General features: G+C 64.1%; 30 protein-coding genes. 14 read left to right on the top strand and 16 right to left on the bottom strand.

The features are described 5' to 3' along the window. Nucleotides 1-7: 7 nt before the first annotated feature. Together CH294_RS14870 and CH294_RS14865 are read right to left on the bottom strand one after the other, a co-directional pair. On the bottom strand, nt 8-1,558 hold the full coding sequence (locus tag CH294_RS14870) for an MBL fold metallo-hydrolase (RefSeq protein ID WP_032401842.1): 1,551 nt from the start codon (nt 1,556-1,558) through the stop codon (nt 8-10). 62 nt (nt 1,559-1,620) lie between these two features. Next, the gene (locus CH294_RS14865) at nt 1,621-2,637 is read right to left on the bottom strand and encodes a UDP-N-acetylmuramate dehydrogenase (RefSeq protein ID WP_037148720.1); all 1,017 of its coding nucleotides are present in this window, start codon (nt 2,635-2,637) and stop codon (nt 1,621-1,623) included. A gap of 57 nt (nt 2,638-2,694) precedes the next feature. On the opposite strand from CH294_RS14865, the gene CH294_RS14860 reads away from it, so the two are divergent. From CH294_RS14860 to CH294_RS14845, 4 genes are all read left to right on the top strand, one after another. Then, the gene (locus tag CH294_RS14860) at nt 2,695-3,204 is read left to right on the top strand and encodes a DUF2505 domain-containing protein (protein WP_094738340.1); all 510 of its coding nucleotides are present in this window, start codon (nt 2,695-2,697) and stop codon (nt 3,202-3,204) included. An 11-nt stretch (nt 3,205-3,215) separates the two neighbouring features. Beyond that, on the top strand, nt 3,216-3,719 hold the full coding sequence (locus CH294_RS14855; RefSeq protein ID WP_032380350.1) for a DUF2505 domain-containing protein: 504 nt from the start codon (nt 3,216-3,218) through the stop codon (nt 3,717-3,719). A gap of 79 nt (nt 3,720-3,798) precedes the next feature. After that, a complete protein-coding gene (locus tag CH294_RS14850; protein ID WP_249305277.1) occupies nt 3,799-4,494 on the top strand; it encodes a class I SAM-dependent methyltransferase in 696 nt (231 codons plus the stop codon). Continuing rightward, nucleotides 4,491-5,432, top strand: a complete 942-nt coding sequence (locus CH294_RS14845) for a GNAT family N-acetyltransferase (protein ID WP_094738338.1) — start codon at nt 4,491-4,493, stop codon at nt 5,430-5,432. The genes CH294_RS14850 and CH294_RS14845 overlap by 4 nt, the downstream gene beginning before the upstream one ends. On the opposite strand, the gene CH294_RS14840 is transcribed toward CH294_RS14845, so the two are convergent. Next, the gene (locus tag CH294_RS14840) at nt 5,433-6,020 is read right to left on the bottom strand and encodes a hypothetical protein (RefSeq protein WP_032380348.1); all 588 of its coding nucleotides are present in this window, start codon (nt 6,018-6,020) and stop codon (nt 5,433-5,435) included. A 110-nt stretch (nt 6,021-6,130) separates the two neighbouring features. On the opposite strand from CH294_RS14840, the gene CH294_RS14835 reads away from it, so the two are divergent. Beyond that, a complete protein-coding gene (locus CH294_RS14835; protein WP_032380347.1) occupies nt 6,131-6,877 on the top strand; it encodes a DUF2993 domain-containing protein in 747 nt (248 codons plus the stop codon). Nucleotides 6,878-6,938: 61 nt separating this feature from the next. Here the strand turns inward: CH294_RS14835 and deoC are convergent, their stop codons facing one another. Then, on the bottom strand, nt 6,939-7,598 hold the full coding sequence (gene deoC, locus CH294_RS14830) for a deoxyribose-phosphate aldolase (RefSeq protein ID WP_094609485.1): 660 nt from the start codon (nt 7,596-7,598) through the stop codon (nt 6,939-6,941). Between the two features lie 50 nt (nt 7,599-7,648). Here deoC and CH294_RS14825 point away from each other — a divergent pair, with 50 nt between their 5' ends. Together CH294_RS14825 and purU are read left to right on the top strand one after the other, a co-directional pair. Next, nucleotides 7,649-8,491, top strand: a complete 843-nt coding sequence (locus tag CH294_RS14825) for a class I SAM-dependent methyltransferase (RefSeq protein WP_094738337.1) — start codon at nt 7,649-7,651, stop codon at nt 8,489-8,491. 13 nt (nt 8,492-8,504) lie between these two features. Further along, a complete protein-coding gene (purU, locus tag CH294_RS14820; protein WP_094738336.1) occupies nt 8,505-9,389 on the top strand; it encodes a formyltetrahydrofolate deformylase in 885 nt (294 codons plus the stop codon). On the opposite strand, the gene CH294_RS14815 is transcribed toward purU, so the two are convergent. The 5 genes from CH294_RS14815 to CH294_RS14795 form a co-directional block, all read right to left on the bottom strand. After that, the gene (locus CH294_RS14815; RefSeq protein WP_094617501.1) at nt 9,386-10,411 is read right to left on the bottom strand and encodes an alpha/beta hydrolase; all 1,026 of its coding nucleotides are present in this window, start codon (nt 10,409-10,411) and stop codon (nt 9,386-9,388) included. The genes purU and CH294_RS14815 overlap by 4 nt on opposite strands. An 80-nt stretch (nt 10,412-10,491) precedes the next feature. Then, nucleotides 10,492-10,785: a DUF2516 family protein gene (locus tag CH294_RS14810; protein WP_032401834.1), complete on the bottom strand. Its 294-nt coding sequence runs from the start codon at nt 10,783-10,785 to the stop codon at nt 10,492-10,494. 66 nt (nt 10,786-10,851) lie between these two features. After that, nucleotides 10,852-11,640, bottom strand: coding sequence for a heparin-binding hemagglutinin (locus tag CH294_RS14805; protein WP_032401833.1), 789 nt, complete (start codon nt 11,638-11,640; stop codon nt 10,852-10,854). Continuing rightward, entirely contained in the window at nt 11,633-12,100 is a 468-nt protein-coding gene (locus tag CH294_RS14800) for a helix-turn-helix transcriptional regulator (RefSeq protein ID WP_052058177.1), read from the bottom strand. Before CH294_RS14800 ends, CH294_RS14805 begins: the two co-directional genes overlap by 8 nt. A gap of 73 nt (nt 12,101-12,173) precedes the next feature. Beyond that, nucleotides 12,174-13,448 carry a DUF445 family protein gene (locus CH294_RS14795; RefSeq protein WP_032380340.1) on the bottom strand — a complete coding sequence of 425 codons (1,275 nt, stop codon included), beginning with the start codon at nt 13,446-13,448 and terminating at the stop codon, nt 12,174-12,176. Between the two features lie 73 nt (nt 13,449-13,521). Between CH294_RS14795 and CH294_RS14790 the strand changes: the two genes are divergently transcribed. From CH294_RS14790 to CH294_RS14780, 3 genes are read left to right on the top strand one after another with little or no spacing between them, the layout of a single operon-like run. Continuing rightward, the gene (locus CH294_RS14790; protein ID WP_052058179.1) at nt 13,522-14,259 is read left to right on the top strand and encodes a TetR/AcrR family transcriptional regulator; all 738 of its coding nucleotides are present in this window, start codon (nt 13,522-13,524) and stop codon (nt 14,257-14,259) included. Between the two features lie 45 nt (nt 14,260-14,304). Further along, nucleotides 14,305-14,850 (top strand): type 1 glutamine amidotransferase domain-containing protein, encoded by a 546-nt coding sequence (locus CH294_RS14785; protein WP_032401832.1) that lies wholly within the window; start codon nt 14,305-14,307, stop codon nt 14,848-14,850. A 16-nt stretch (nt 14,851-14,866) separates the two neighbouring features. Continuing rightward, nucleotides 14,867-15,856 carry an iron-siderophore ABC transporter substrate-binding protein gene (locus CH294_RS14780; protein WP_094609481.1) on the top strand — a complete coding sequence of 330 codons (990 nt, stop codon included), beginning with the start codon at nt 14,867-14,869 and terminating at the stop codon, nt 15,854-15,856. Nucleotides 15,857-15,901: 45 nt separating this feature from the next. Here the strand turns inward: CH294_RS14780 and CH294_RS14775 are convergent, their stop codons facing one another. Further along, nucleotides 15,902-16,363 carry a PPOX class F420-dependent oxidoreductase gene (locus CH294_RS14775; protein ID WP_032380785.1) on the bottom strand — a complete coding sequence of 154 codons (462 nt, stop codon included), beginning with the start codon at nt 16,361-16,363 and terminating at the stop codon, nt 15,902-15,904. A gap of 33 nt (nt 16,364-16,396) precedes the next feature. Between CH294_RS14775 and CH294_RS14770 the strand changes: the two genes are divergently transcribed. After that, nucleotides 16,397-17,254: a polyphosphate kinase 2 family protein gene (locus CH294_RS14770; protein WP_032401830.1), complete on the top strand. Its 858-nt coding sequence runs from the start codon at nt 16,397-16,399 to the stop codon at nt 17,252-17,254. Between the two features lie 66 nt (nt 17,255-17,320). Here CH294_RS14770 and CH294_RS14765 read toward each other — a convergent pair whose 3' ends face one another. From CH294_RS14765 to aceA, 4 genes are all read right to left on the bottom strand, one after another. Then, the gene (locus CH294_RS14765; RefSeq protein ID WP_032401829.1) at nt 17,321-18,361 is read right to left on the bottom strand and encodes an NAD(P)-dependent alcohol dehydrogenase; all 1,041 of its coding nucleotides are present in this window, start codon (nt 18,359-18,361) and stop codon (nt 17,321-17,323) included. 96 nt (nt 18,362-18,457) lie between these two features. Beyond that, the gene (locus CH294_RS14760) at nt 18,458-18,733 is read right to left on the bottom strand and encodes a hypothetical protein (RefSeq protein ID WP_032401828.1); all 276 of its coding nucleotides are present in this window, start codon (nt 18,731-18,733) and stop codon (nt 18,458-18,460) included. Between the two features lie 65 nt (nt 18,734-18,798). Further along, nucleotides 18,799-19,674 (bottom strand): 3-hydroxybutyryl-CoA dehydrogenase, encoded by an 876-nt coding sequence (locus tag CH294_RS14755; RefSeq protein ID WP_032401827.1) that lies wholly within the window; start codon nt 19,672-19,674, stop codon nt 18,799-18,801. A gap of 163 nt (nt 19,675-19,837) precedes the next feature. Further along, nucleotides 19,838-21,127, bottom strand: coding sequence for an isocitrate lyase (gene aceA, locus CH294_RS14750; RefSeq protein ID WP_027498404.1), 1,290 nt, complete (start codon nt 21,125-21,127; stop codon nt 19,838-19,840). A gap of 661 nt (nt 21,128-21,788) precedes the next feature. Between aceA and CH294_RS27495 the strand changes: the two genes are divergently transcribed. Further along, nucleotides 21,789-21,974 carry a hypothetical protein gene (locus tag CH294_RS27495; protein WP_094738335.1) on the top strand — a complete coding sequence of 62 codons (186 nt, stop codon included), beginning with the start codon at nt 21,789-21,791 and terminating at the stop codon, nt 21,972-21,974. A 187-nt stretch (nt 21,975-22,161) separates the two neighbouring features. Here CH294_RS27495 and CH294_RS14740 read toward each other — a convergent pair whose 3' ends face one another. Next, the gene (locus tag CH294_RS14740) at nt 22,162-22,566 is read right to left on the bottom strand and encodes a hypothetical protein (protein WP_032401826.1); all 405 of its coding nucleotides are present in this window, start codon (nt 22,564-22,566) and stop codon (nt 22,162-22,164) included. A 147-nt stretch (nt 22,567-22,713) separates the two neighbouring features. Between CH294_RS14740 and ramB the strand changes: the two genes are divergently transcribed. Then, nucleotides 22,714-24,126: an acetate metabolism transcriptional regulator RamB gene (gene ramB, locus CH294_RS14735; RefSeq protein WP_094609479.1), complete on the top strand. Its 1,413-nt coding sequence runs from the start codon at nt 22,714-22,716 to the stop codon at nt 24,124-24,126. A gap of 17 nt (nt 24,127-24,143) precedes the next feature. Continuing rightward, complete coding sequence (locus CH294_RS14730; protein WP_094738334.1) at nt 24,144-24,917, top strand: LLM class flavin-dependent oxidoreductase; 774 nt, start codon at nt 24,144-24,146, stop codon at nt 24,915-24,917. Here the strand turns inward: CH294_RS14730 and CH294_RS14725 are convergent. Beyond that, nucleotides 24,904-26,001, bottom strand: a complete 1,098-nt coding sequence (locus tag CH294_RS14725) for an LLM class flavin-dependent oxidoreductase (RefSeq protein ID WP_094738333.1) — start codon at nt 25,999-26,001, stop codon at nt 24,904-24,906. The genes CH294_RS14730 and CH294_RS14725 overlap by 14 nt on opposite strands. Nucleotides 26,002-26,003: the final 2 nt, after the last annotated feature.

Raw genomic sequence — 26,003 nt, 5'->3', positions numbered from 1 at the left:
AGCAGAGTCAGAGCTTCTGCGTGCGGAGCTCGTGGCCCTTCGACGTCAGGCAGCGGCCGGTTTCGAGGTTCCAGTCCCAACCGTGCAGGTTGCAGGTGAGCTTCTTGCCCTCGACGATGCCGAACTTCGTCAGGTCCGCTTTCAGGTGCGGGCAGCGGCGTTGGATCTCGTAGCCGCCCATCGTGATCGTGGCGGTGTCGTCGTGTGCCTCGGAGAACCAGCCGTCTGCGTAGGCGATGCGTTCGTCGGTGAGACATTTGAAGAACGTGTACAGGAATTCGTTGTAACCGCCGACGCGTCGGGCCCGGAAACGGGTGGACAGGAAGATCGAGTTCACCCAATCGGGCTCCTCATCACGCACTGCGGTGCGGACCAGTTCCGGCGGAATGGTGAAGCTGTAGCGGAACTTCTCGTCCGAGATCGGCTCTCGCACAATTCTTTTCGGAAAGTCCAGCACGACGGTTTCGTCGCCCATCGTGATCCCGACGGGGTAGCCGATGCCGTCGCAGATCAGGTCCGTCTGCGCCATGATCGGCTCGAACAGTCCCCGCAATGGCTCGAGCAGCGGCTCGCCCTCGGCCGGAGCCCAGCCGGCTTTCTCGGCCGCGATGACCGATGCCTGACGCTGGGCGTAGGCCTCGATGTACTCGGCCTTGCCGGTGGTGAAGATGGCCTCCGCCTCGGCGGTGGGAATGGGGTGCTCGTGCGAGAGCAGCTCGGAACCGTCGAACGTTGCGGCGGTGCCCGGCATCATCAACAGACCCTTGTCGTGCCCGTGCAGGCGCATCTGCTCGAGAAACACCATCTGATCCGGGAACACGTTGGCCGGGTCGCCGTAGACGTCGTTGAGGAAGCGCAGATCGTCGTCGAGGAAACACGGCGGGCCGGCCGACGGAATCACCCAGGTGGAGCCGACCTGTTCGATGTACTGGCGCGCTCGATCCATCTGCCGCTGACGCTTCTGGATGCCGAAGTTCTTCTTCGCCCGCGAGACCATGTCGTAGACCATCGGGTACCAGATCGCGCCCGAGTACTGCAGCATGTGCACATCGACGGGGCCGAAGTTCTCGGTCATCACGTCCAGGTCCACCGGCCGTGCGTCGTTCATGTTGAACGCCACGGTCTTTCCGTCGGAGACGACCAAGCCCGAGTCGCCGATCGGACCGTCGGCTGGTGCACGCAGCGCGATGATCATGATGTCGAGATCGCCCTTGGGGCCGGAGATCGTGTGTTTGACCGAGTCCGTCGTCTCGTAGAACTTGTGGAAGCCGAGCTTCTCGAGCTCGTGCTTGAGGTCGAGCACCGGGTAGTCCGGCAGCAGCACGGTCGCGTCCTTGTTGACGTGCTCGGCCAGGTTCCGTGGATCGAAGTGGTCCTTGTGCAGGTGCGAGACGTACAGGTAATCGCAATCACCCAACTCGTCCCAGTCCAGGCCCGAGTTGTCGGGGAACGGGAACCACGATGCGTAGAACGACGGGTTCACCCACGGATCGCACAGGATGCTCCCGGCGTCGGTCCGAATATGGAATCCCGCATGTCCCACGCTGGTGACCTGCACTGATTTACCTCCTACGAGCCGGGCTTTTCAAAGCTCCATCGTATGCGCCGTTTCGGGCGGCTCTAACCCAGCGCGCAGTTGACGAGGTCACACTCGGGTGTGAGCGTGACGCCGAACTTCTCCTGCACACCGTCTCGGACGTGCGCGGCGAGCGCCATGATGTCCGACGCGGTCGCCCCGCCTCTGTTGGTGATGGCCAACACGTGTTTCGACGACAATGCCGCGGTGCCACGCCCGAATGCGGTGCCGTAGCCGCGCGGGAAGCCTGCGTTCTGGATCAGCCAGGCAGCCGGGATCTTGGTTCCCGCGGGGTCGGGAAAGCTGGGCGCGTGCGCAGCGGCCTCGGGCACCTCGGGCAGTACCGGGTTGAGGAAGAACGATCCGACACTCCACGTGTCGTGATCGCTCGCGTCGAGCACCATCCCCCGCTCGCCGCGCAGAGCCAGTACGGCGCCGCGTACGTCCGGCACCGGTACGACGTCGCCGATCTGCACGTCGAGACGCTCCGACAGTGCCGCGTAGCGCACCGGTAGAGACTCGGTCGTCTTCTTCAGCGCGAACGTCACGTCCAGAATCACGTACCGCGAGGATCGCTTGAACACCGACGACCGGTGCGTACCGAAACCGCACTGCGCCGGCGTCCACACCGCCGTCTCCTCGGTCTGCCGGTCGTAGACGGTGAGACTGTGCAACAGCTCCGACGTCGACGCGCCGTACGCGCCGACGTTCTGGATCGGCGTCGCGCCGGTGGTTCCGGGAATGCCCGACAGCGCTTCCATCCCGGACAGACCTGCATCGATCGTCGCCCGCACGACGGCATCCCACTCGACGCCCGCATCGACGGTCACGATCTCGCCGTCGATGTCCAGCCGCGAGCCGGTCACCTGAATCACCCGACCGTCGAACCCGTCATCTCCGACGACCAGGTTGGATCCACCGCCGACGACCAGCACGTCGGTTCCGGCCCGATCCGCGTCGCGCACCAGCGAAACCAACTCGTCACCGGTCGTCGCGACACAGAATTCACGGGCCGGGCCGCCCACTCGAATAGTGGTGAGCTCCGAAATTGCAGTAGGCACGGACTCTCACGCTACCGGTCGCGCACGAGCGCTGGAGTCACCCGGTAACCTGCGGGGATGCCTCGCCCCATTGAGCACAGCTCGACTGTGCCCGCCTCCGCCGACAAGGTCCACGCCGCACTGACATCCGAGCAGTACTGGAAGGACCGCATCGAGCAGATCGGCGGCCCCGGTGCCAGCCTGAAGAGCGTCACCGTCGGCGACGGCACCATCGACGTCGTCATGACCCAGTCCGTCCCCGAAGAGGAGTTGCCGTCCGCGGTCACCGCCTTCAAGAAGGGCGATCTCATCATCGAGCGCACCGAGAGCTGGGGACCGTTCGACGGTAAGCACGCCGCCGGCACGTTCGGAGCAACCGTCGAAGGGGCACCGGCACGCATCACCGGCACCACCACTCTCGACGGTAAAGGCGATACGACGACCGTCGCACTGGCCGGCACCACCGAGGTCAAGGTCCCCATCTTCGGCGGGAAGATCGAATCGATGATCAGCGAGCAGGTGCTCTCGCTCATCGACAACGAGCAGGACTTCACCGGTAACTGGATCGCCGCACAGGCGAACAGCTAGCCTGGCGCACTATGGCTCGCCGAATGAACTACTCCGCCCGGTTCACCCACTCGACGCAGCAGGTCTATGCAGCGCTGTCCAGTCGCGATCACTGGGACGCGCGCATCGAGGAGATGCGTAAGTACTCGGAGAACGAGCTGAAGAGCTTCGAGGTGTCCGACGCCGGAATCGACATCGTGATGCACCACGTCATCCCGCGCACCGAACTGCCCGACATCGCGCAGACGGTGATGAAGAAAGACATGGTCATCACCCGCAACGTGCACTTCGACGCGTACGAGGAAGTCACCGCGGGCCACTACGACGCGTCGATTCCGGCCGGTCCGGGTTCGTTGAAGGGCACCACGTCGCTCTTCCCCACCAACGGCGGTTCGACCCTGCGCACCTCCTCGGAGGCCAAGGTGTTCCTGCCGTTCATCGGCGGCAAGCTCGAGCAGCTCATGCTGGTCAACCTCATCGACCTGTGGCGCGGTGAGGGCGAAGTGACCGCCGACTGGCTCGAAAAGAACGCCTAGCCCACTGAAGGGGCCTGAAGGCGTCATCACCCGCGGCACCACCGGCATCAACCGGTTACGTCGCAGCGACCGATGGCTCATGCACGATGCCGACGTTCGACGCGTCCTGCGCGAATCACCGGATCCCCTCGTCGTCGACCTCGGGTACGGGGCGATGCCGAACACGACTCTCGAACTCGCGGGCAGACTGCGCACCGTCAGGCCCGATCTCCGAGTCACCGGTCTGGAAATCGACCCCGCCCGCGTCGTTCCGGGGAGTGACGGCGTGGAGTTCGCCCGTGGCGGATTCGAGTTGGCCGGTCTGCGCCCGAACCTGGTGCGTGCGTTCAACGTACTGCGGCAATATCCCGAGGACGCGGTTCCGGCTGCGTGGCAACGCATTCAGTCTCGCCTGGCACCCGGCGGCCTGCTGGTGGACGGTACCTGCGACGAGTTGGGTCGACGCTGCGCGTGGGTATTGCTCGACGCCGACGGCCCGCGGTCCCTGACTCTGGCCTGGGATCCGTTCGATGTCGAGATGCCGTCGGACATCGCGGAGCGACTCCCGAAGGTGTTGATACACCGCAACATCGAGGGCGAGCTGATCCACGATCTGCTGCAGCGAGCCGATCGAGCGTGGTCGGTCTCGGCGCCACTGGCCCCTTTCGGTCCCCGCCTACGCTGGCGCGCGGCTCTGAAAATACTTGCCGAACAGGGGCTTCCGATCACTCTCCCCCGCCGTCGCATGCGAGACAACGTGCTCACGGTGCCCTGGGCGACGGTTGCGCCGAGATGAACGATCTACCCCTCACGGTCAGACCGTGCGCGCCCGAAGACCTTTCGAAGCTCGAGCAATGGTCGAGCACAGATCCGGTCGACTGGGTCGATCGCGCTCGTCTCCACGAGGACATGGCGTCGGGCAATTACCGATACGAGTGGACCTGGCTTGCCGAACGCGCGGGCCGTCCGGTCGGGCGCGCTGTGTGGTGGGGCCGTCCGGGCGCAAGCAGCCCCGTCACCCTCGACTGCTTGTCGGTCGTGCCTGCCGAGAAGCGACCGGCCGACGTCGGCGCTGCCCTGATCAGCAGCGCTCGTGCGGCCTTCGAGCACACCGCCGATCTCGAATTCAATGTCGATGTGGCGGTGAGCAATTCGCGAGAAGCCTCGTTACCGTCGGCATTGGCGTGGCGCGAATCGGCCGCGCACCGGGGTGGTTTCACCCGTACGACCGAACGCGTCTCTTTCGCCCGAACCGCTGACGATCCGGTGCCCGCGGCCTCGACTCGTCTGCACTTCTCGGCGGGCACCGATGCGCAGTTCCTCGCAGTGTTCGAGGCCGTCGCAGCCGGAAGCCTCGACTCCCATACCCGCGCCATGGTTGCCGAACACGGAGTAGCCGCACTCGCGGAAGACGATCTCGCCTTCTACGGTTCCCTACCGGGGCGGCGCGAGGCCTGGCAGATCGCGAGCCGACCCGACGGCACGACTGTGGGCTTCGTGGTGCCGACGAGAAATGCCTACGACGCGGCCATCAGCTATCTCGGAGTGCTTCCCGAGCATCGCGGTCAGGGGTATGTCGACGATCTGCTGTCGCAGATGGTCCGGATGCACCACGACGACGGGCAATCCCGCATCGTCGGAACAACCGATGTGGTCAATGCCCCCATGCGTTCTGCCTTCGAGCGCGCAGGTTTTGCCGTCACCCGTACCCGGATCGTGCACGCGGGCTGGTGATCACGTGCAGGCAGACAAGGCCAGTTCGACGCGTTCGGCCACTCGATCGGTGCTGCTGCCGGCCTCGGAGTACAGCGCTTGCGGGTCGACGCGACCGATCGCCACGGCGTCGCACACCACCTCGTCGAGGGTCAGTTGCGAGATTCCGCCGGCGGCGAGATCGAGCACCGTCCGCACCGGCGTGGTGATGTTGAACGTGCCGGCCGATTCGACGTCACGAGGCTCGAGCCGCAGACGGTGAACCGCAAGTCGGGTATCGCTCAGGCGTAGGTCCCCGAACGCGCACAGGTGCACGAACTGCGGGTGCAGGTGACCGAATCCGTGCAACTCGGCGGCGCTCTGGTGCGAGATCACTGCCTCGCCTCCGAACCAGGCGCACCACATCGCGAACACCTCGAGCTCGCTGTGCGGCCATTGGCCCAGTCGGAACAAGTTGCGCTCGACGCGGGTCCACGTGTTCGTCGCCAGGTTGACGCGCACCATTGCCGAATCGAAGCCGAGCTCACCGGCCTGCTCGGCGGTGAAATAGCCGTCTTGACGAGTGGCGAGCGAGTGCAGTTCCTGCACACTCGGTCCTGTCGTACCCATGCCGCAAGCGTACGGCAAAATGTGTTACAGATCACAAACTTTGGTACCGGAGACATCTCTTCGGCGAGTTTCACAGAGCTTGCTCAGAATCATCGGGAAGACTGCCGGGAATGTCCTCCACAGCCAAGCGCAGCAGCGTGCCGTTGATTGCAGTCTCCGTCGTTGTAGTCCTCCTCGTCGCCGTCATCGGTGGCGAGTTGTTCGTGCGTCAACAGATCAAGTCGTGCCTCGCCGGCCAGCTCGAATCCGAGCTCGGCAGCCAGGTCGAGGTCGGTCTCGGCCTCAAGCCGGTTCTGCTGTCCTTGGTGGACAAGAAGGTCTCGTCGGTCACCGTCGACAGCGACGACGCGCGATTCGGGCCGGCCGAGGGCATGGTCGTCCACGCCGAGGCACGGGATCTGAACCTCACCCAGTCCGCGGATTCCGGCGGCACCATCGGCAGCTCGAGTGCGGATATCTCGTGGTCCACCGACGGCATCACCCGCACCCTGCAGAGCCAGGGCATCGGCGCGATCGTCTCGGGCGTCACCTCGGATGCATCGGCGGGCACCCTCGAATTCGCCGTCGGTGCGCTCGCGAAGCTGACCGTCAAGCCGCAGGTCGCCGACGGCAGGGTCGACTTTCAGACCGTCGACGCGTCGATCCTGGGTCTCGGTATCCCCACCGACCTGGTCGACTCCGTCGTCGGAGTGCTGACCGACAGCCTGCAGGCGTATCCGTTGGACATGACCCCGACGTCGCTGACCGTCACCGACTCCGGCATCGAGCTCACACTCGAAGGCGGGCAGTACACGATTCCCGCGACCCAACAGAACCAGAATCAGCAGACCCCCGAGGGCTGCTCACTCGTCGCGTAATCCATGTGCGCGGTAACTCGTAGCAGAGTACGAGTTACCGCGCACGTGCGACGCAGTCGCTCTAGCCCAAACCGTCGAGCACCGCACGGGTACCCGACAGCCCCAATCGTGTTGCGCCGGCGTCGATCATGGCCAGGGCGGCCTCCGTCGTACGGATGCCGCCGCTGGCCTTGACGCCCAGTCGACCGCCGACGGTCTCCGCCATCAATCGCACGGCCTCGACGCTCGCGCCGCCGGCCGGATGGAAACCGGTGGATGTCTTGACGAAGTTCGCACCCGCGGTTTCTGCTGCGCGGCACACTTCGACGATCGCTTCGTCGGACAGCGCTGCCGATTCGATGATCACCTTGAGTACGGCATTGCCGATGCCTTCACGGACGGTCACGATGTCGGCCAGAACGGCGTTGTAGTCACCGGCGATGGCGGCTCCGACATCGATCACCATGTCGACTTCGTCGGCACCCTGCTGCACCGCGAGGCGCGCCTCGGATCCCTTGATCAACGAGTGATGCTTGCCCGACGGGAATCCGGCGACGACGGCGGTGAGCATTCCCTCGGCGCGAATCGGCAGCATCGACGGCGAGACGCACACCGCGAGGACTCCGAGCTCACGGCCCTCCTCGATGAGCGCGGTCACGTCGGCGGTCGTGGCTTCCGGCTTGAGCAGCGTGTGGTCGACCATTCCGGCGAGGGCGGCGCGGGTGAGTGTCATGTGGTCCAGCTTTTCACAGCTCTGCCATTCGCAGCCCTGTCGGTCTACGATTTTCGGTCATGACCGCAGCGTCGCTCGCCGCCACCTTCAATGCCACCAGCAGGGAGTTCGACGCGGTGACGCCGCAGGTCTGGGGACCTGCCGGGCAGTCGCTCGCCTTCGCACTCGAGCTGGCACCCGGCGACGTCGTTCTGGACGTCTGCTCCGGCACCGGGGCATCGGCAATTCCTGCGGCGGCCGCCGTCGGACCCGACGGCATCGTGCATGCCATCGACCTCGCCGACGATCTGTTGGAAGTGGGCCGGGTGAAGGCCACCGATCGCGCACTGCGCAACATCGACTTCGTCGTCGCCGACGCCACCGAGTGGCAACCCCCGTCGACCGTTCCCGTCGCCGGATACGACGCTCTGGCCTGCTCGTACGGCATCTTCTTCCTTCCCGATCCAGAGCAGGATTTTGCGCGACTCGTCTCGTTGGTTCGCCCAGGCGGGCGCGTCGGAGTGACGGTGTGGCGCAAGGGCTCGGTCAGGGAGTACTCGGGCGCGTTCTTCGACGTGATCGGCAGACACTGGCCGCCGAGCGCGGGCCCTGCGCCCGACCCGACGGCCGAAGTCGACGATCACCCGATCCGCAGGATGGAGACAGCGGATCTCCTCGGTGCCTGGCTCACCGCCGCCGGCACCTCCGATGTCCGGGTCGTCGAGCTGTCCAATCATGTTCCGGCGACACAGTCGTTCGTCTGGGATTTTGTGCTGGGCAGTGCACTGCGCGGTGCACTGACTCCGTTCGACTACGGAACTCGCGCGCAGATCCGGGCCGAGTTCTCGGCTCTGTTGACCGAGCGCGGGATCGATTCGATCGATCTCGGGACACTGGTGGCAACCGGGGTGCGCACGCCCTGAGAGAATCGTCGGCATGAGTTCTTCCGTATCCGAGGATCGCCGCTACGTTCTGTCTCTCGGTTGCCCCGACAAGACGGGCATCGTCGCCCGCATCTCGACCTTCCTCGCCGAGGTCGGTGGTTGGATCGTCGAGGCTGCCTATCACGCCGATCCCGACACCGGTTGGTTCTTCACCCGGCAGGCTGTACGGGCGTCGTCGGTGGACATGAGCATCGTTGATCTGCGTGCACGGTTCGCCGAGGTGGCCGCTGAGCTGGGCCCGGAAACCGAATGGGCACTGCATGATTCGGGCGAACCCAAGCGCGTGGTGCTGCTCGTCAGCAAGGAAGCGCATTGCCTGCACGATCTGCTCGGACGGGCGGCGGGCGGCGAACTGCCTGCGCAGATCTCCGCGGTGATCGGCAATCACAAGTCGCTCGAGCCGATTGCCGCCGCGCACGGCACACCGTTCCATCACGTCGAGTTCGCGAAGGATCCGGCCGAGCGCGGACCCGCCTTCGAGAAGGTGCGCTCGCTGGTCGATTCCTACGACCCCCACGCTGTGGTGCTGGCGCGCTTCATGCAGGTTCTGCCGGAATCGCTGTGCGCGCACTGGGCGGGCCGGGCGATCAACATCCACCACAGCTTCCTGCCGTCGTTCGTCGGTGCCCGGCCCTACCACCAGGCCTTCGCGCGGGGCGTCAAACTGATCGGTGCGACGTGCCATTACGTCACCGCCGAGCTCGACGCGGGTCCCATCATCGAGCAGGACGTCATCCGCGTCGACCATTCCGACGAGGTCACCGACATGGTGCGTCAGGGCCGCGACATCGAGAAGCTGGTGCTCTCCCGTGGTCTGCGTTGGCACCTGGAGGATCGGGTGTTGGTGCACGGCCGCAAGACCGTGGTGTTCAGCTAGAGATTTCTCAGCCGAACCACTTCGGTGTTGAATTCGTCGATTGCTTCCACCGAGCTCATGTGTCCGATGCCGGGGATCACGATCAATCGGCTCAGATGGTCGTGATCGTCCAGGGCGCGGGCGAGTTTGCGGGCGTGCACCGGCGGGGTCAGTCGGTCGGCAGATCCGACCAGGACGCTGGTGGGGACGGACATGTTCGCCAGCGCCTCGCGGATGTCGAGGTCGCTGATGGCCGCGCCCCAGATGCCTCGTGTGCGCGGGGCGCATTCGAGCACGATCTTCTCGCAGAACGCCACCTCGGCTGCGGTGGCTCCGGGAGCCATCGAGATGTATTTGATGGCTTGGCGCGTCACCGGCGACGGCCGCAACGGCAGCGCCGAGCTCAGCACTGCTCGACCGACCGGTGCCGGAACGCGTGGGAAGCGCTGCGGCAACGGGATGACAGTGGTCTCTCGGACGAGAGAGTCGGTCGCGGTGCTGGCGAGGAGCACGGCACTGACGAGTCGATCGACCTGTTCGGGGTAGTTTCCGGCCCACGCCATGATCGACATACCGCCCATGCTGTGCCCCACCAGGACGGCCTTGTTGTCTTCGACGACAGTCGCGGCGAGCACGGCAGCGAGGTCGTCGGCCAGCACGTCCGGGCTCAGAGGCCGCGTTCCGACGTCGCTGCGACCGTGGCCGCGCTGGTCGTACGCGATGACGCGGTATCGGCCGGCGAGGGCGTTGATCTGCGGAAACCAGTAGTCGGCCGAGCAGGTCCACCCGTGGCTGAAGACGATCGGTTCTGCATCGGCATCACCGTAGCTACGGACGTGCAGGTGAGCTCCGTCGTCGGTGACCACCTCGGTGATGTGCGGCTCGATCGTGGGGTGCTGCAGAAGCTCGTCCGGCCGAACGTCCGTCGTCTTGGTGAACGAATGCAGGCGACGCCGCCGGACGACGAATGCACCGACCGATGCCGCCGCGGCCGCGCCGCCGATTCCGAACAGCACACGTTCGACTACCTTGCGTGAAACCACAGAAAATCCCCTCTACCTCGACCCCCTGGCGGGTTCGGTAGACGGTACGCCCACAATCCCGTGGGCGTCGATGCGCCTGCCTACCAGCGGGGTCCGCGCTGAATGCTGTCGATCTTGGGTCGGACGTCGACAAGGTAAACGCACACCGCGACGACGCCGATGATGCCCAGGAATCCGATCACTCCGGAGACCAGGATAAGGAGCAGACCCACGAACAGGATGGCCAGCCAGGCGGTCTTGGTGAGCTTGTCCACGGCAGGAAAGGCGTCGGCGCGCTGACGCAACGCGTGGAAGATCGCGAATCCTGCGCCTACCACTCCGAGGATCTGCAGAAAGGTAAGGATGTAGTAGCTGAAGCTGCCGGCGATGCTCACGCGGTCAGTGTACGAGAAACGACCCCCGCACCGCGCGGCGCAGGGGTCGTTTTCTTTACGAATGCTTTAGCGAGTGGTCTTCTTCGCCGGAGCCTTCTTGGCCGGAGCCGGGGTGGCCTTCTTCGCAGCCGGTGCCGGTGCCGTCTTCTTGGCCGGAGCCGGGGTCTTCTTGATGGGCGAGTTCGCGTTGCTGCGAGTCTTGGCCTCGACCGTGCCCGCGACACCGCTCACCTTGTCGGAAGCCTCGATGGCCTTGTCCTTGGCCTCGTCGCCTGCTTCGTCGATGTTCTCGGCGAGCTCGTCGGCTGCGTCGGAGATCTCCTCGGCACCCTCACGAACCTTGTCGGACGCGATGCCGGCCAGAGCTGCGGCGCGCTCGCCGACTGCGCGAGTCTGCGAAGCGACGGTTCCGAGAGCCTGCTCGGTGAGGTCGACGACGTCGTTGGCTGCCGAGTTGGCACGCTCGAGGCCCTCTTCGACGGCGGGCGTACGGCGAATGCGCTCGACGGCCTCTTCGCCGCGCTCGGCGAGGGACGTGTATAGGTCGGAAGCAACCTTGAGGTACGCCTCGGCAACCTTGCGCAGCTCTTCCGGGGTGAAGCGCTCACGCAGTTCGGCGATTTCGTCGGGGAGTTCCGCGGGCAGGGCAGCGAGGCGCTCGCGCAGGTTCTCCACGCCCTCGGTGACCTCTTCGGAGATGTCGGCGAGCCGAGCGTTGACCTCGCTGGTGCGGCTCTCGGCGCGCGAGCGCACCTGAGCGACGACGTCGGCTACGGCCTGGACGACAGCGTCGCCGGCACCGACGGCTGCAAAGATTGGGGTCTTGACGTTCTCGAAGTTCTTGGAATCAGACATCGGGTGTCTCCTGTTCGTCGGGTTCGGGCTCTTGCGTCGACTCGTTCTCACGACAGAACGAGTCGTAGATCTCGATCAGCACTTGCTTCTGCCGTTCGGTGATGTGCTCATCGCCGAGCAGAGCTTCGCGCACCGGACCGTGGGGACGCGCTTCCAAGATCCCGGCCCGGACGTACAGCACCTCCGAGGAGACGCGCAGACCCTTGGCTATCTGCGCTAGTACTTCTGCGGACGGGTTGCGCAGTCCGCGTTCGATCTGGCTCAGGTAGGGGTTGCTCACTCCGGCCCGACTGGCGAGTTGCCGCATGGATACCTGAGCGGCTTCCCGCTGCGACCGGATGTAGCTCCCGATGTCCTGCGCTGCAGTCGTCACGACTGAAGCGACAAGATCCCCCGCCTCGGCGACAACCTGCGTCGCCTCGGTCGCCTTGGCGACCAGATCCCCCTCGTTCTCGGCCATCTCGGCCTCCTGTTTTCGGTGTCCTACTGGACGGTACCGAAGGGTGCTAACTATTGCAAGCACTCTGCTAGCGCTAGTGTCCGAAGATCAGGTCCGAGATCGTGTAGATGGCCAGTCCGGCGATGGATCCGACGACGGTTCCGTTGATTCGAATGAACTGAAGATCACGTCCGACCTGCAGTTCGATCTTCTTGCTCGCTTCCTCTGCATCCCACCGAGCAACGGTGTCGCCGATGATCGTGGTGATCTCGTCCGCATAGTTCGCAGCGATGTACCGCGCTCCTCCGAGCAGCCAACCGTCGGCCTTCCCGCGCAATTCGTCATCATCACGGAGACGAATTCCGAAGTTGACGGTGTTCTCCTTGATCTTGGTGCGCAACGTACTCGTGGGATCGTCGACCGACTCGGTGATCAGGCGCTTGGCGACCTTCCAGGTGGCCGCAGCCAGGCCGGTGATCTCCTCGCGGCCCATGATCTGCGCCTTGAGCTTCTCGGCCTTCTCGATGGTGGTCGGGTCGTGCTGCAGATCGTTGGCGTAGTCGATCAGGAACTTGTTGGCGGCAAGACGCACGTCGTGCTCGGGGTTGGACCTGATCTTCCAGGTGAACTCGACGAGCTCCTTGTAGACTTTCTCGCCGAGCAGGGTGTCGACGAACTTCGGCGACCAGTTCGGGGAGTCCCGGGCCACGACGCGATCGATCATTTCCTGGCTGCCCAGAGCCCACTGATGAGCCCGCTCGGCCAGCATGTCGATCAGCGGCAATTGGCGGTTCTCGCGGAGCAACTCGTCGAGAATGCGGCCGATGGGCGGCCCCCACTGCGGATCGGCGAGTCGGCGCACGATGGTGCTGTCGATCACCGCGGTGATGTCCTCGTCGTTGAGCACATCGACCACACCGTGCAACACCGTCGCCGCCTCGGCCGCGACGCGTTCGGCGTTGTCGGGCTGGGCGAGCCAGGTACCCAACCGCAACGGAACCTGCGCCGACGCGACCTTCTCCGACACCACCTCGGGCGCAAGGAAATTACTGCCGACGAACGAGCTCAGGCTTGCACCCAGCTGGTCCTTCTTCTTCTTGATCAACGCCGTGTGGGGAATCGGGATGCCGAGCGGATGCTTGAACAGCGCGGTCACCGCGAACCAGTCCGCGAGCGCGCCCACCATTCCCGCCTCCGACGCCGCGCGTACGTACCCCACCCACGCGCCCGCACCCGTCGACTCCTGCCACCGGCAGAACAGGTAGACGATGGATGCGAATACGAGAAAGCCCGTCGCGACCGTTTTCATCTTGCGGAGGTCGCGACGCTTGGTGTCGTCGTCGAAGTTCATGAGCTGCACAACCGACATTGTGCCCAGAAATGTGTCGGATCAACCGGACACGGCCTGCAATGGTGTCGGAGAAGGCGCATAGGGTGGAGTTGTGGCGAGAAATACGACGGAGGCAAAGCTGGGCGAGTCCGAGCCGAACGAGGAGAAGCCCAAGGCCGAGAAGCCGGATGGCCGCAAACGTCGGTGGCGCGAGCACAAGATCGCTCGACGCGAGGAACTCGTCGACGGCACGTTGGCCGCGATCCGGTTGCGCGGCCGCGAGATCGGAATGGACGAGATCGCGTCGGAGATCGGTATCTCGAAGACGGTGCTCTACCGGTACTTCACCGACAAGAACGATCTGACCAGCGCCACCATGTCGCGGTACGTCGAGACGACGCTCGCCCCGCGGATCTACTCCGCCATCTCGCACGAACTCGACGAGTACGAGCTCACCCGTGTGGTGGTGACCGCCTACGTCGAGACCGTCGCCACCGATCCCGAGGTGTACCTCTACGTCATGGCGAACAACGCGGGCAACAACCGCGACGTCGTCGCCGAGTCCGAACGGATGATCGCCGAGCTGCTCTCCACCGTCCTCGGTGAGCGACTCCGTCAGCGCGAGATGGATTCCGGCGGATCGGTGCCGTGGGCCTTCGCCATCGTCGGCGCGGTCCAGTTGGCAACACACTGGTGGATTTCCAACAAATCCATGTCGGCGGACGATCTGATCGATTACCTCTGCATGATGATGTGGGGCGGAATCCACGGGGTCGCGATGGCCGACGGCTCCCCCGCCAAATTCAAATCACAACCGCACCCGCTGGTCGACGAGCCGAACGAGTCCTGACGCTCGTCAGTTTGAGAATCGGCCCGGTCGGACATTCGAACGGGTATGACTACCGATACCTTGACCGGACGCCGCATCGCCATTCTCGCTACCGACGGCGTCGAGCAAGTCGAGCTGGTGCAGCCTCGTGAAGCCGTCGAAAATGCCGGAGCCACAGTCACATTGGTTTCGTTGGACCACGGCGACATCCAAGCGATGGAGAGCGACGTCCATGCCGCCGACACCTTCACGGTCGATCGCGTCGTCGCCGACGTCTCGGCCGACGACTTCGATGCGCTGATCCTGCCCGGCGGAACCACCAACCCCGATCAACTCCGCGTCGACGCCGAAGCGGTTGCCTTCGTGCGTGATCTCGTCGCCGCAGGCAAGCCGGTGGGCGTGATCTGCCACGGAGCCTGGACGCTCGTCGAAGCCGACGTACTGAAGGGACGAACGTTGACGTCCTACCCGAGCATCCGCACCGACATCCGCAACGCAGGCGGGACGGTCGTCGACGAGGAAGTAGTCGTGGACGGCAACCTGGTCTCGAGCCGGAACCCTGACGACCTGCCGGCCTTCTGCGCAAAGATCGTGGAGCATTTCGCCGCTTGATAGGTTAGCGTGCCCTATGCGCATTTCTCGTTCGTTGGCTCTGCCTGCGGCAGCCCTCGCCTTCGCTCTCACCCTGACCGCATGCAGCTCCGACGCCGGTGACGGCGACAGCGCCGATCCCTCCGAGGCCGGCGGCATCGTCGTCACCGACATGTTCGGCGACGTCGAAGTACCGGCAAACCCCCAGCGCGTGGTGGCCCTCGGTTGGTCCGATGCCGAAACAGCGCTTGCTCTGGGTGTACAACCTGTCGGAGCCAGCGACTGGCTCGGTGTGGGCGGAAACGGCTTGGGGCCGTGGGTCGACGAGTCCTACGACACCGACCCCACGATCGTCGGCACCTTCGACGTCGACATGGAATCGGTCGCGGCTCTGGCACCGGACCTGATCCTCTGGACGCGCAGCACCAACGACAAAGCCGTGTACGACCAGCTGTCCGACATCGCACCCACCGTCGCGGCCCCACCGGGAACCGACGTCGCCTACGGCACCACCTGGGACGGCCAGACCGACATCGTCGCCCAAGCGCTCGGCAAGGTCGACGAGGGCAAGAAGCTCGTCGACGACACCAAGGCACTCTTCGACGACACCGTGTCCGCCAACCCGGAGTTCGCGAACAAGACCGTCGCCGTCGGCACGCTCTACAGCGGACAGATCGGTGCCTACGTGCGCGGCGACACCCGCGTCGACTTCCTCGAGTCCCTCGGCCTGACGAACACCCCGGCCGTCCAGAACCTCGCCGAGCCGGGAGCGTTCAGCATCGAGCTGTCGGAGGAGAACGTCGCCGCCCTCGACGCCGACCTCACCGTCATGTTCCCCATCGGCACCGGACCCGAGGTGATCACCGACAACCCGTCCATCCAGGGCCTACCGTCCGCACGCGACGGACGCCTCGTGGTACTCGGTGACCAGAACCTGTCCAACGCATTCTCGGCCGCCTCGGTCGCGGGCACCCGATACGCACTCGAGAACGCCGTGCCACTGTTCGCTGCACCACTGAAGGGCTAGATCACAAGTCCCCGGGGGCTTGTCACACTCTCCCCGGCGGGCTTGTCACACCCTCCCTGGTGGGAATCCACCCGCGGCGATTGGGCCCCAGGTGTCGATCACGATGCGTATCAACGACTTTCCCTGCTTCACCATCGCCGCGCGGTACTCGTCCCAATCCGAGTGCTCGCCGGCGATGCTGCGGAAGTACTCCACCAGAGGCTCGACGGCGTCGGGTAGATCGATGATCTCGGCCGTACCGTCGACCTGCACGTAGTCGCCGTTCCAATCGTCACTGTGCACCAGCACCGTGACGGCCGAATTGCGGCGAATGTTCAGCACTTTCGCACGCTCGGGGTACGTGGCGATCACGATGCGGCCCTCGGAGTCCACTCCGGCGGACACCGGCGAGACCTGCAGACCGTCGTCGCGTTTGCGGGTGATCAATGTGTGGTGATGCCGCGGAGAGACGAACTCGAGTAGCTGCTCACGCGTTGCGGATTCAGCTTTTGCAATCGTAGGGGCCATGCATTCCATCGTAGAGAAGTAGTCTCATCGGTCATGGCCGACAAGTCGAAATTGTGGACGCAATCTCCCGTCGATGTGCTGCGCGCCAGTGCCTCTCCACGCGTGGAGGACATCGATTTCACGGCTACACCGGGGTTCGACGGCAAGAAGGCACACGGCAACGACGTCCTCGAAGAGCGCGGCGCAGTCCTGGCCGCGCTGCAGGAGAAGCTCTACGCGCACGGCCGAACCGGTGACAGTCGATCGGTTCTGCTGGTGCTGCAGGGAATGGATACCGCGGGCAAGGGCGGGATGGTCAAGCACGTCATCGGCATGGTCGATCCGCAAGGGGTGGACCTGGCGTCATTCGGAGTTCCGACGCAGGAGGAGAAGCAACACCACTACCTGTGGCGCATCCGAAAGGCACTGCCGCGGGCCGGTCGAATCGGGGTGTTCGATCGCTCCCACTACGAGGACGTACTCGTTGTCGCGGTCCACGATCTGGTTCCACGAGAGGTGTGGGAGCAGCGGTTCGACGAGATCAACGCCTTCGAGAAGGAGTTGACCGACGAGGGGACCATCGTGGTCAAGGTCGCGTTGTTCGTCTCGGCGGACGAGCAGAAGAAGCGTTTGCAAGAACGGCTCGATCGGCCGGACAAGTACTGGAAGTACAACCCGGGTGACGTCACCGAGCGTGGTTTCCTACCGCAGTACCGGACGGCGTATCAGCGCGTTCTCGATCGCACGGATACCGATCACGCACCCTGGTATGTCGTGCCGGCCGACCGTAAGTGGTACAGCCGCTTGGCTGTCACCGAGATCTTGATCGACGCACTCGAGCAGCTCGATCTCGATTGGCCCGCACCCGATTTCGACGTCGAGCTCGAGAAGAAACGTCTCGCCGAGAGCTGAAAGAGAAGGGCCCGCGACGTATGGTCGCGGGCCCTTCTTTTCATGCTCGGTGGAGCGTGACGAGGATCAGAACGTCGCTGCGTCGATCACGAAGCGGTAGCGCACGTCGGACTTGACGACGCGGTCGTAGGCCTCGTTGATCTTCTCGGCCGGAATGACCTCGATCTCGGCACCGATGTGGTGCTCGGCGCAGAAGTCGAGCATTTCCTGGGTCTCGGCGATGCCGCCGACCATGGAGCCTGCGAACGACCGGCGGTTGGCCAGCAGGTTGAATGCGGGCACCTCGAGGGGCTTCTCGGGAACGCCGAGCTCGACGAGGGTGCCGTTGCGGGCCAGCAGTCCCAGGTACTTGCCCATGGGCAGGTTCGCGGAAACGGTGTTGAGGATCAGGTCGAACTTGCCCTGCAGATCCTTGAGCGCGGAGGTGTCCTTGGTGGCGTAGTACTCGTCGGCACCGTAGGCCTTGCCGTCGGCTTCCTTTGCGTCCGTCTGGCTCAGCACGGTGACGTGTGCACCCATGGCGTGGGCGATCTTGACGCCGATGTGTCCGAGGCCGCCCATGCCGATGATGGCGACCTTCTTGTCGGGGCCCGCTCCCCAGTGCTTGAGCGGCGAGTACAGCGTGATGCCTGCGCACAGCAGTGGTGCCGCGACGTCGAGCTCGACGCCCTCAGGGATGCCGAGCACGAACTTCTCCGTGACGACGATCTGGGTGGAGTAACCACCGTTGGTGAACTCACCCTCGTAGGTCGTCGAGTTGTAGGTCTGGACGACGCCCTTGGTGCAGTACTGCTCGTCGCCGTCCTTGCATGCCTCGCACTCGCCGCAGGAGTCCACGAAACAGCCGACGCCGACGCGGTCGCCCACCTTGCGGCTGGTCACATCGGTGCCGACCTCGGCAACGATGCCGGCGATCTCGTGTCCGGGAACGACCGGGTACGTGGTGCCGCCCCACTCGTTGCGAGCGGTGTGGATGTCGGAGTGGCAGATGCCGGCGAACTTGACGTCGATGAGGATGTCGTTGGGGCCGAGAGCGCGTCGCTCGATCGTCGCCTTCTCGAGCGGAGCGTCAGGAGCGGTGGCCTGGTAAGCGGTAGCTGAAGTCATAACTACATTGCTACCTACGCATCTGTGTAAGCGCAACACAGCTACCGCTTCGACCAGGCTATTCCTGGGCTAAACGAGTCGTTCGCAACAGTAACGTCAGCCGTTCTTGGCGATGTTCGCTCCGAGCCACAGGCCGTACGCACCCAGACCGACCAGTCCGATCTTGCGAGTCTTGGGGTACGCGATCGCGATGCCGACTGCCAATTCGGTGGCACCGTTGCGACTGATCCAGGTTCGCGTGTCCTTCGGGAACGGGAGCTTGGTGATTCCCTCGAAGGCCTCGGGGACCACGAAGTGGGCGGCGCCGGTGGCGGCCAATCCGATTCCGAATGCCTTGGTGACCAGACCGTTCGACTTCTTGGACTTGCTCACTGACGCGCTCCCTGCGATCGACGTGGTTGAACTGGCAAAACGACAATAGCGCTACGAGACGGCGGCTACTTTGCGACCCGGCCGTTCTCGTAGCGATAGAACCCGGCTCCGGACTTCTTGCCCACCTGCCCGGCCTCCACCATGCGCAACAGCAGCGAAGGGGCGGCGAACAACGGCTCCGCGAACTCGGAGTGCATCGAATCCGCAATGGCTTTCACGGTGTCGAGGCCGATCAGATCGGCGAGTGCAAGCGGCCCCATCGGGTGTGCGAGTCCCAGCACTGTTGCCTTGTCGACGTCTTCCTTGGTGGCGAATCCGGATTCGACCATCCGAATGGCCGAGAGCAGATACGGCACCAGCAGCGCGTTGACGACGAAGCCCGAGCGGTCTGCGGAGCGCACCACCTGCTTGCCGAGAATGTCGCCTGCGAACCTCTCGGCGCGGTCGGCAACTGCCTCGGAGGTCGCATCGGTGGTGACGAGCTCGACGAGCGGCAGTACCGGCACCGGGTTGAAGAAATGCAGTCCGACGATTCGGTCCGGGGCCGTGGTGGCAGATCCGAGCGTCGTGATGGGAATGGAGGAGGTGTTCGAGGCAAGTACGGCACCGGGGTCGATCACAACGGCGTCGAGCTCGGCGAAAATGTCGGCCTTGACCTTTTCGTCCTCGAGTACTGCTTCGACGACGAGTTGACGGTCGGCGAAGTCTGCGAGATCGGAGGTGAAACGCAGGCTGCATGCTGCTTGCTCACGCTCGCGTTCGGTGATCTTGCCGCTGCTGACACCGCGGTCGAGCGATTGCAGGATACGGCTGCGACCGGCTGTCGCGAGTTCGCGAGTCTGCTCGTACACCAACACGTCGACGTGTGCGCGGGCGCAGACCTCCGCGATTCCTGCCCCCATCTGCCCGGCTCCGACGATCCCCACCCTCTCGACCGTCAAGGCAAACTCCTTTGAAATGCATTGCACAACAACAGCTTTAGGCGAGATGAGGGTAACTCTGATGGGGTACGAGCAAACGTGCCCAGATACGAGTCAGGCGGCCCGCAACGTAACGCTGGGGCCGCCTGACTAGTGCGCTGAAGATCCGGGGAGGCGGGCTAGCTTAGTGGAACTGGCCTTCTTCGGTGGAGCCCTTCAGTGCTGCCGTCGAGGTGTTGGGGTCGACGGTGGTGGCGATGCGGTCGAAGTAGCCTGCGCCAACCTCACGCTGGTGCTTGATGGCGGTGAAGCCGCGCTCTTCGGCAGCCTTGAACTCGCGCTCCTGCAGGTCGACGAACGCGGTCATGCCTTCGCGGGCGTAGCCGTGAGCCAGGTCGAACATGCCGTAGTTGAGCGAGTGGAAGCCTGCGAGGGTGATGAACTGGAACTTGAAGCCCATCGCGCCGAGCTCCTTCTGGAACTTCGCGATGGTGGCGTCGTCCAGGTGTGCCTTCCAGTTGAACGAAGGCGAGCAGTTGTAGGCGAGGAGCTGGTCCGGGAACTCGCTGCGAACCGACTCGGAGAACTTCTTGGCGACCTCGAGGTCCGGCACGCCGGTCTCCATCCAGATGAGGTCTGCGTACGGTGCGTAGGCCTTGGCGCGAGCGATGCAGGGCTCGATGCCGTTCTTGACGCCGAAGAATCCTTCTGCGGTGCGGGTTCCGTCGAGGAACTCACGGTCGCGCTCGTCGACGTCGGAGGTGATCAGCGTGGCTGCCTCGGCGTCGGTGCGGGCGATGATGACGGACGGCACGTCTGCGACGTCCGATGCCAGACGTGCTGAGGTCAGGGTGCGGATGTGCTGCTGGGTGGGGATGAGCACCTTGCCGCCGAGGTGGCCGCACTTCTTCTCCGACGCGAGCTGATCTTCCCAGTGCACACCTGCGGCGCCGGCCACGATCATGGCCTTCTGCAGCTCGTAGGCGTTCAGTGCGCCACCGAAGCCGGCTTCGGCGTCGGCGACGATCGGTGCGACCCAGTTCTTGACGGACGTGTCGCCCTCGATCTTGGCGATCTCGTCGGCGCGCAGGAGTGCGTTGTTGATGCGGCGGACGACCGACGGCACCGAGTTGGCCGGGTAGAGGCTCTGGTCCGGGTACGTGTGGCCCGAGAGGTTCGCGTCGCCGGCAACCTGCCAGCCGGAGAGGTAGATCGCCTGGAGGCCGGCGCGAATCTGCTGCACGGCCTGGTTACCGGTGAGGGCACCGAGCGAGTTGATGTAGTCCTCGTTGTTCACGAGGTCCCAGAGGATCTCGCTGCCTCGGCGAGCGAGTGTCGCTTCTTCGACGACGGTGCCCTGGAGGTCGGAGACCTGCTGTGCGGTGAAGTTACGGGTGACGCCCTTCCAACGGGGGTTGGTGTCCCAATCCTGCTGGATCTCGGCGGTGGTCTTCGGGGTGCCGGTGGTCGACATCTTCAGCTCCAGTCTCTTCTGCTTCTCGGCCTGCCTCGAGACGAATCTTCACATCGTTGCCAGGCCCTTCTGGTGTACTCCAAAACAATGGCACAACCGAAAACATGCGTCTACCAGTTGTTAGTGCCAATCTTGGCTAGCTTTCCCGGCACCCTTGCTAAGTTTGCAAATTTTCGACTGCCACAAACCTCGCCGATCGGACGGCTGTGTTACTCGCCGGTAGCGACGAATCCCCAGTTGATGAACGCAATGCACAAAAACTCATACAGGACGCTTGTACGGTTTGGCGACGGCGTCTGAATCGAGTCAGAACCGCAGCGTGATGTGATCGACATCACAGCTGTCTCGTCCCACGATGTGAGCATGGCACGGGTTGCTCCCCTCGACACCACTTTCGCGGGGATCCCCCGACCGACGCCACCGAGTGGAGCAGAAATTGCACTCGTCCACAGGCTGGCACCTGTCCACAGGGCTTTCGATTTCCCCAGGTCGAGCATCGAAGACCACCCACGCCATCGCCGACGCGATGCGGCAACGGAGAGTTGGCCCGTCAGGTCCGGTTGGCAGTGACGAGGTTCGCCTCGGAACCGGAGCGGGCCTTCGGCCGGGCATTGCATCGGATCGGCCCGTATCTGGAGATGAATGCGACAGTCGGCTCGAGGTGGACGGACGCGAATTCCACAGTGCAGGAGAGGTGTTCAGCAAGGATCGACGTAGACAGAACGCCCTGGTACTCGGTGGCCGGTTGGTGCTGCGCTACTCGGCGTTCGATGTGCTTGCCGCGCCGGACGTGGTGGCTGCCGAAATCGCGTCGGTTGTCAGGCGGCGTCGGGAATCGCGGCGATGAGAGAGCACACCGTGCTTCACTCGCCGGGCCGCACGAGGGATTTACCGGATCCACCGCGCCGAGTGGAGCACCCATTGCATCAGGCGCCGCGATGAACCCACAGAGCAGAAAATGCTCCACTCCCGTGCCCGCGTACGAGATTCATCGCACGCGCCCACGGGAGTGGAGCATCAGTTGCAGGGAAGGATCAGATGCGGACGCCCGTGTGCTCGTCGCTGGACGCGACCACCCGCGAGGTGATCGGGGCCCGACGCGACGCAACCACTCCGAGCGCGCCCATGGCTGCGATCACGAGTCCGCCGACGATGGCGAACAGGTCCGCTGCCAACAGTCCGGACGGGAACACCATCAACGCGGGAGACACCGCGAGCAGCAGACCGAGGCCCACGTGGGTCCAGTGGCTCTGCCTCGACGAGGATCCGATGGCCCATAGAGCCGATGATGCCGCGAGTATGCCGAGTACGAGGATGGCACCGGTGACTTCTTGGTCTCCCTGAACCGGGAGCCAGACGGTGGATGCGACGAGAACTGCTCCGGTGACGAAGACGACGACGTCCCTGACGATTTCCGATGTGCGTTGACGGTTGGACATGACCGCTCCTCGAGGTGCGTGGTGAATAGCTCGTATACCGGTATACGCCTTTACTTCGGCTAATGTTCCCGACGATCACCGAATTGTGATCCAGCAGCTAGTTGCGAACGGTGTTAAGGCATTTCTTCGCAGGCGTAGCCTGGCGATGTGTCCAAGACCTTCGTCGGTGTGCGGCTACGGCAGCTCCGCAGCGAACGCAGCATGAGTCAGGTATCGCTGGCACAGAAGCTGGGGATCTCCGCCAGCTACCTCAACCAGATCGAGCACGATGTGCGCCCGCTGACGGTGCCGGTGCTACTCCGGATCTCCGAGGTGTTCGGCGTCGACACGTCGTTCTTCTCCTCCGAGGACGACACCAGGTTGGTTGCCGAACTCCGTGAAGTAGCGCTCGATCAGGACATGGGCATCGACGCCGACGCACACGAGATCGCCCAGATGGTCAGCTCGCACCCACAGTTGGCGCGGGCAATGGTCAACATGCACCGCCGATACCGCAATACGACGGCTCAGCTGCTGGCCGCGACCGAGGAACGCTTCTCCGACGGCAGTGGCAGTGGTTCGATCAGCAAGCCTCACGAAGAAGTGCGCGACTACTTCTATCAGCGACAGAACTATCTACACGATCTGGACACTGCGGCGGAGGCACTGACCTCAAGGATCCGATTCCATCGCGCCGACGTGGGCGGTGAGATCGCCAAGCGGCTCCGAACGGTGCACGACGTGCAGATAGTCAATCGCATCGACCTCGGCGAGAACGTGCTGCACCGTTTCGACCCGCAGACCAGAGTGCTGGAGATTTCACCACATCTGTCGGGTGGACAGAAGGTGTTCAGGTACGCCGCCGAACTGGCCTACCTCGAATGCGGAGATCTGCTGAACAGGATGGCCGAGGAAGGCAATTTCTCCAGCGAGTCGTCGAAGAAGCTGGCGGTGCTCGGTTTCGCGAACTACTTCGCTGCCGCGACGGTGTTGCCGTACCACCACTTCCACGACGTAGCCGAGGATTTCCGGTACGACATCGAGCGGCTCTCGGCGTTTTTCTCGGTCAGTTACGAGACCATCTGCCATCGACTCTCCACCTTGCAGAGACCGGAGTTGCGGGGTGTGCCGTTCTCGTTCGTCCGGGTGGATCGCGCGGGCAATATGTCGAAACGGCAGTCCGCCACCGGCTTTCACTTCTCGTCGAGCGGCGGCACGTGCCCTCTGTGGAATGTGTACGAGACGTTCGCCTATCCCGGCAAGATCATGACGCAGATCGCCGAGATGCCCGACGGCCGCAGCTATTTGTGGATCGCACGCACTGTGGAGCGTCGAGCCGCGCGTTACGGCCAGCCGGGCAAGACCTTTGCCATCGGCCTCGGTTGCGAACTCCGCCACGCCGGAAGGCTGGTGTACGCCGACGGCCTGGATGTGCAGGGCTCGGCAGCTGCCACGCCGATCGGAGCGGGTTGCCGGGTCTGCGAACGCTCGAATTGCCCACAACGCGCCTTCCCGCCGCTGGGCAAGGACCTCGACATCGACGAGCACCGAAGTTCGGTGTCCCCGTATCTCGTTCGCTGAGAAGAAGGAGAATTCCCATGACGCGAATCGGCGTTGTACTCAGACCGGAAATTGCTCCGGAGGCATTGGTCGAAGCGGCCCGCGCAGCCGACGCCGCGGGCGTCGACGAAGTGTGGTTGTGGGAGGACTGCTTCTTCTCCGGCGGACTGTCGACTGCTGCACTGATTCTCGCGAGCACCGATCGGGTGAACGTCGGCATCGGGGTGTTGCCCACTCCGATGCGGAACGTGGCGTCGACAGCGATGGAGATTGCCACCATTGCTCGGGTCCACCCGGGTCGGCTCCGTGTGGGACTAGGTCACGGCGTCCAGTCGTGGATGGGCCAGATCGGCGCGCGAGTGCAGTCTCCTCTGACGTTGCTGAGCGAGCAGATGACCGCGCTGACGAGTCTGCTGGCGGGCGACATGGTCACTGTGCAAGGTCGTTATGTCTCGCTCGACGAGGTGAAGTTGAACTGGCCGCCGCTGCAACCACCGCCCCTTCTCGTCGGTGCGACCGGGCCGAAGACGCTCGCCCTGAGCGGTCGACACAGTGTTGGAACAATTCTCACCAGCGAGACGACACCGGAACAGGTTCGTACAGCCATCGACCACATCGACGGTGGACCCGACCACGACGTGGTCGTCTACGTGTCGGTCGGATCCGATTCGGATGCAGCCACGATCGATATCCAACGCTGGATCGATGCCGGTGCCACCACCGTCGTACTCGAACCCTCTGCGGACGCAGCGGATCCGACCACGTTGTTCGCTCACGCGGCGACTGCGACGGCGCGGTTCAGGTCGCAGTGAATCCCCGGGCGCGGTCCTTGTCCTCGGTCGTCCACAGCGTGGTCGTCACCTCGGCCCGCACCAACGGAATCACTTCCTCGGCGAACTGTCGTAACGTGTCCTTCTGACGCTCGAAGTCCAGGACGTGGTTGATCGAAACCGACTGCAGGTCATGCCCGTACGCATCGTGATAATCGAGGATCTTCGCGGCGACCCGTTCCGAGGAACCCACCAGGGCCGGCCCCCGCGCGACGGCGTCGTCGATGGTCCGAAAGCTCGTCACCTTACCTTTGGCCGCCGGGTCGTGGGTGCGCTTGTCCTGCTGCGCGACGATGCCCTCGTAGATCGGCCGATATTCGGCAACGGCAGCCTCGGTCGTCGCACCGAGGAACAGTCCTCCGGAGCCCGAACCCACGTAGGCCTTGTCCGGGTCGTGCCCGTGATGAAGGTACTGCTCGCGGTAGCGGTCGATCAGAGTCTTGTAGTTCTCCCTGGGCTGCAATGCATTTGCCGTGAAGATGGGATCCCCCCACTCGGCGGCCAGATCGACCGCCTCCACCGAGGTGGCCGAGCCGTGCCAGATCCGGAAGGGGCCGTCGAAAGGCCTGGGCAGCGTCGTGGCGTCGGACAACGGATGTCGATGCCGGCCGGTCCAATCCACGTGCTCCTCACGGATCAGTCTGCGGAGCAGTTCGTAGTTTTCGGTGAGATACTCGTACTGGCGCGCGATGTCGAGTCCGAACAGCGGGTATTGCAGTACCTCGTTGCCTTTGCCGATGACGACTTCGAGTCGACCTCGACTCAGTTGGTCGATGGTGCCGAGGTCTTCGGCAATGCGGATCGGATCCAACACCGACAGTACGGTGACGCCGGTGGACAACAGGATGCGTTGCGTGGCCTGGGCGAGCGCGCCGAGAATGACCGTCGGGGAGGACGAGAGCACGTCTCCCGCGTGCCGTTCTCCCACCGAAAACGAGTCGATCCCCAGTTCTTCTGCGAGAACGGCAAGTTCGATCAACCGGTCGAATCTGTCGGCCGGAGTCACCACTGCACCGGTGACCGGATGGGGAGGGTTGAACACGATGTCGAGGACCTGAAAGCGCATAG

Origin of the sequence: Rhodococcus sp. 14-2483-1-1, from assembly GCF_002259335.1 — a bacterium.
Classification (GTDB): Bacteria; Actinomycetota; Actinomycetes; order Mycobacteriales; family Mycobacteriaceae; genus Rhodococcoides.
This window is presented reverse-complemented; position numbering and strand designations above follow the sequence as displayed.

Excerpts from the sequence above, each read along its gene's own strand:
- CH294_RS14775 (WP_032380785.1), bottom strand. The coding sequence starts at position 16,363 with ATGGCCCCTACGATTGCAAAAGCTGAATCCGCAACGCGTGAGCAGCTA.
- CH294_RS14765 (WP_032401829.1), bottom strand. The coding sequence starts at position 18,361 with ATGACTTCAGCTACCGCTTACCAGGCCACCGCTCCTGACGCTCCGCTC.
- aceA (WP_027498404.1), bottom strand. The coding sequence starts at position 21,127 with ATGTCGACCACCGGCACCCCGAAGACCACCGCCGAGATCCAGCAGGAT.
- CH294_RS14800 (WP_052058177.1), bottom strand. The coding sequence starts at position 12,100 with ATGGCCGAGAACGAGGGGGATCTGGTCGCCAAGGCGACCGAGGCGACG.
- CH294_RS14805 (WP_032401833.1), bottom strand. The coding sequence starts at position 11,640 with ATGTCTGATTCCAAGAACTTCGAGAACGTCAAGACCCCAATCTTTGCA.
- CH294_RS14840 (WP_032380348.1), bottom strand. The coding sequence starts at position 6,020 with ATGGGTACGACAGGACCGAGTGTGCAGGAACTGCACTCGCTCGCCACT.
- CH294_RS14725 (WP_094738333.1), bottom strand. The coding sequence starts at position 26,001 with ATGCGCTTTCAGGTCCTCGACATCGTGTTCAACCCTCCCCATCCGGTC.
- CH294_RS14730 (WP_094738334.1), top strand. The coding sequence starts at position 24,144 with ATGACGCGAATCGGCGTTGTACTCAGACCGGAAATTGCTCCGGAGGCA.
- purU (WP_094738336.1), top strand. The coding sequence starts at position 8,505 with ATGAGTTCTTCCGTATCCGAGGATCGCCGCTACGTTCTGTCTCTCGGT.
- CH294_RS14855 (WP_032380350.1), top strand. The coding sequence starts at position 3,216 with ATGGCTCGCCGAATGAACTACTCCGCCCGGTTCACCCACTCGACGCAG.
- CH294_RS14795 (WP_032380340.1), bottom strand. The coding sequence starts at position 13,448 with ATGTCGGTTGTGCAGCTCATGAACTTCGACGACGACACCAAGCGTCGC.
- CH294_RS14770 (WP_032401830.1), top strand. The coding sequence starts at position 16,397 with ATGGCCGACAAGTCGAAATTGTGGACGCAATCTCCCGTCGATGTGCTG.
- CH294_RS14845 (WP_094738338.1), top strand. The coding sequence starts at position 4,491 with ATGAACGATCTACCCCTCACGGTCAGACCGTGCGCGCCCGAAGACCTT.
- CH294_RS14835 (WP_032380347.1), top strand. The coding sequence starts at position 6,131 with ATGTCCTCCACAGCCAAGCGCAGCAGCGTGCCGTTGATTGCAGTCTCC.
- CH294_RS14785 (WP_032401832.1), top strand. The coding sequence starts at position 14,305 with ATGACTACCGATACCTTGACCGGACGCCGCATCGCCATTCTCGCTACC.
- CH294_RS14780 (WP_094609481.1), top strand. The coding sequence starts at position 14,867 with ATGCGCATTTCTCGTTCGTTGGCTCTGCCTGCGGCAGCCCTCGCCTTC.
- CH294_RS14860 (WP_094738340.1), top strand. The coding sequence starts at position 2,695 with ATGCCTCGCCCCATTGAGCACAGCTCGACTGTGCCCGCCTCCGCCGAC.
- CH294_RS14850 (WP_249305277.1), top strand. The coding sequence starts at position 3,799 with ATGCACGATGCCGACGTTCGACGCGTCCTGCGCGAATCACCGGATCCC.
- CH294_RS14825 (WP_094738337.1), top strand. The coding sequence starts at position 7,649 with ATGACCGCAGCGTCGCTCGCCGCCACCTTCAATGCCACCAGCAGGGAG.
- CH294_RS14740 (WP_032401826.1), bottom strand. The coding sequence starts at position 22,566 with ATGTCCAACCGTCAACGCACATCGGAAATCGTCAGGGACGTCGTCGTC.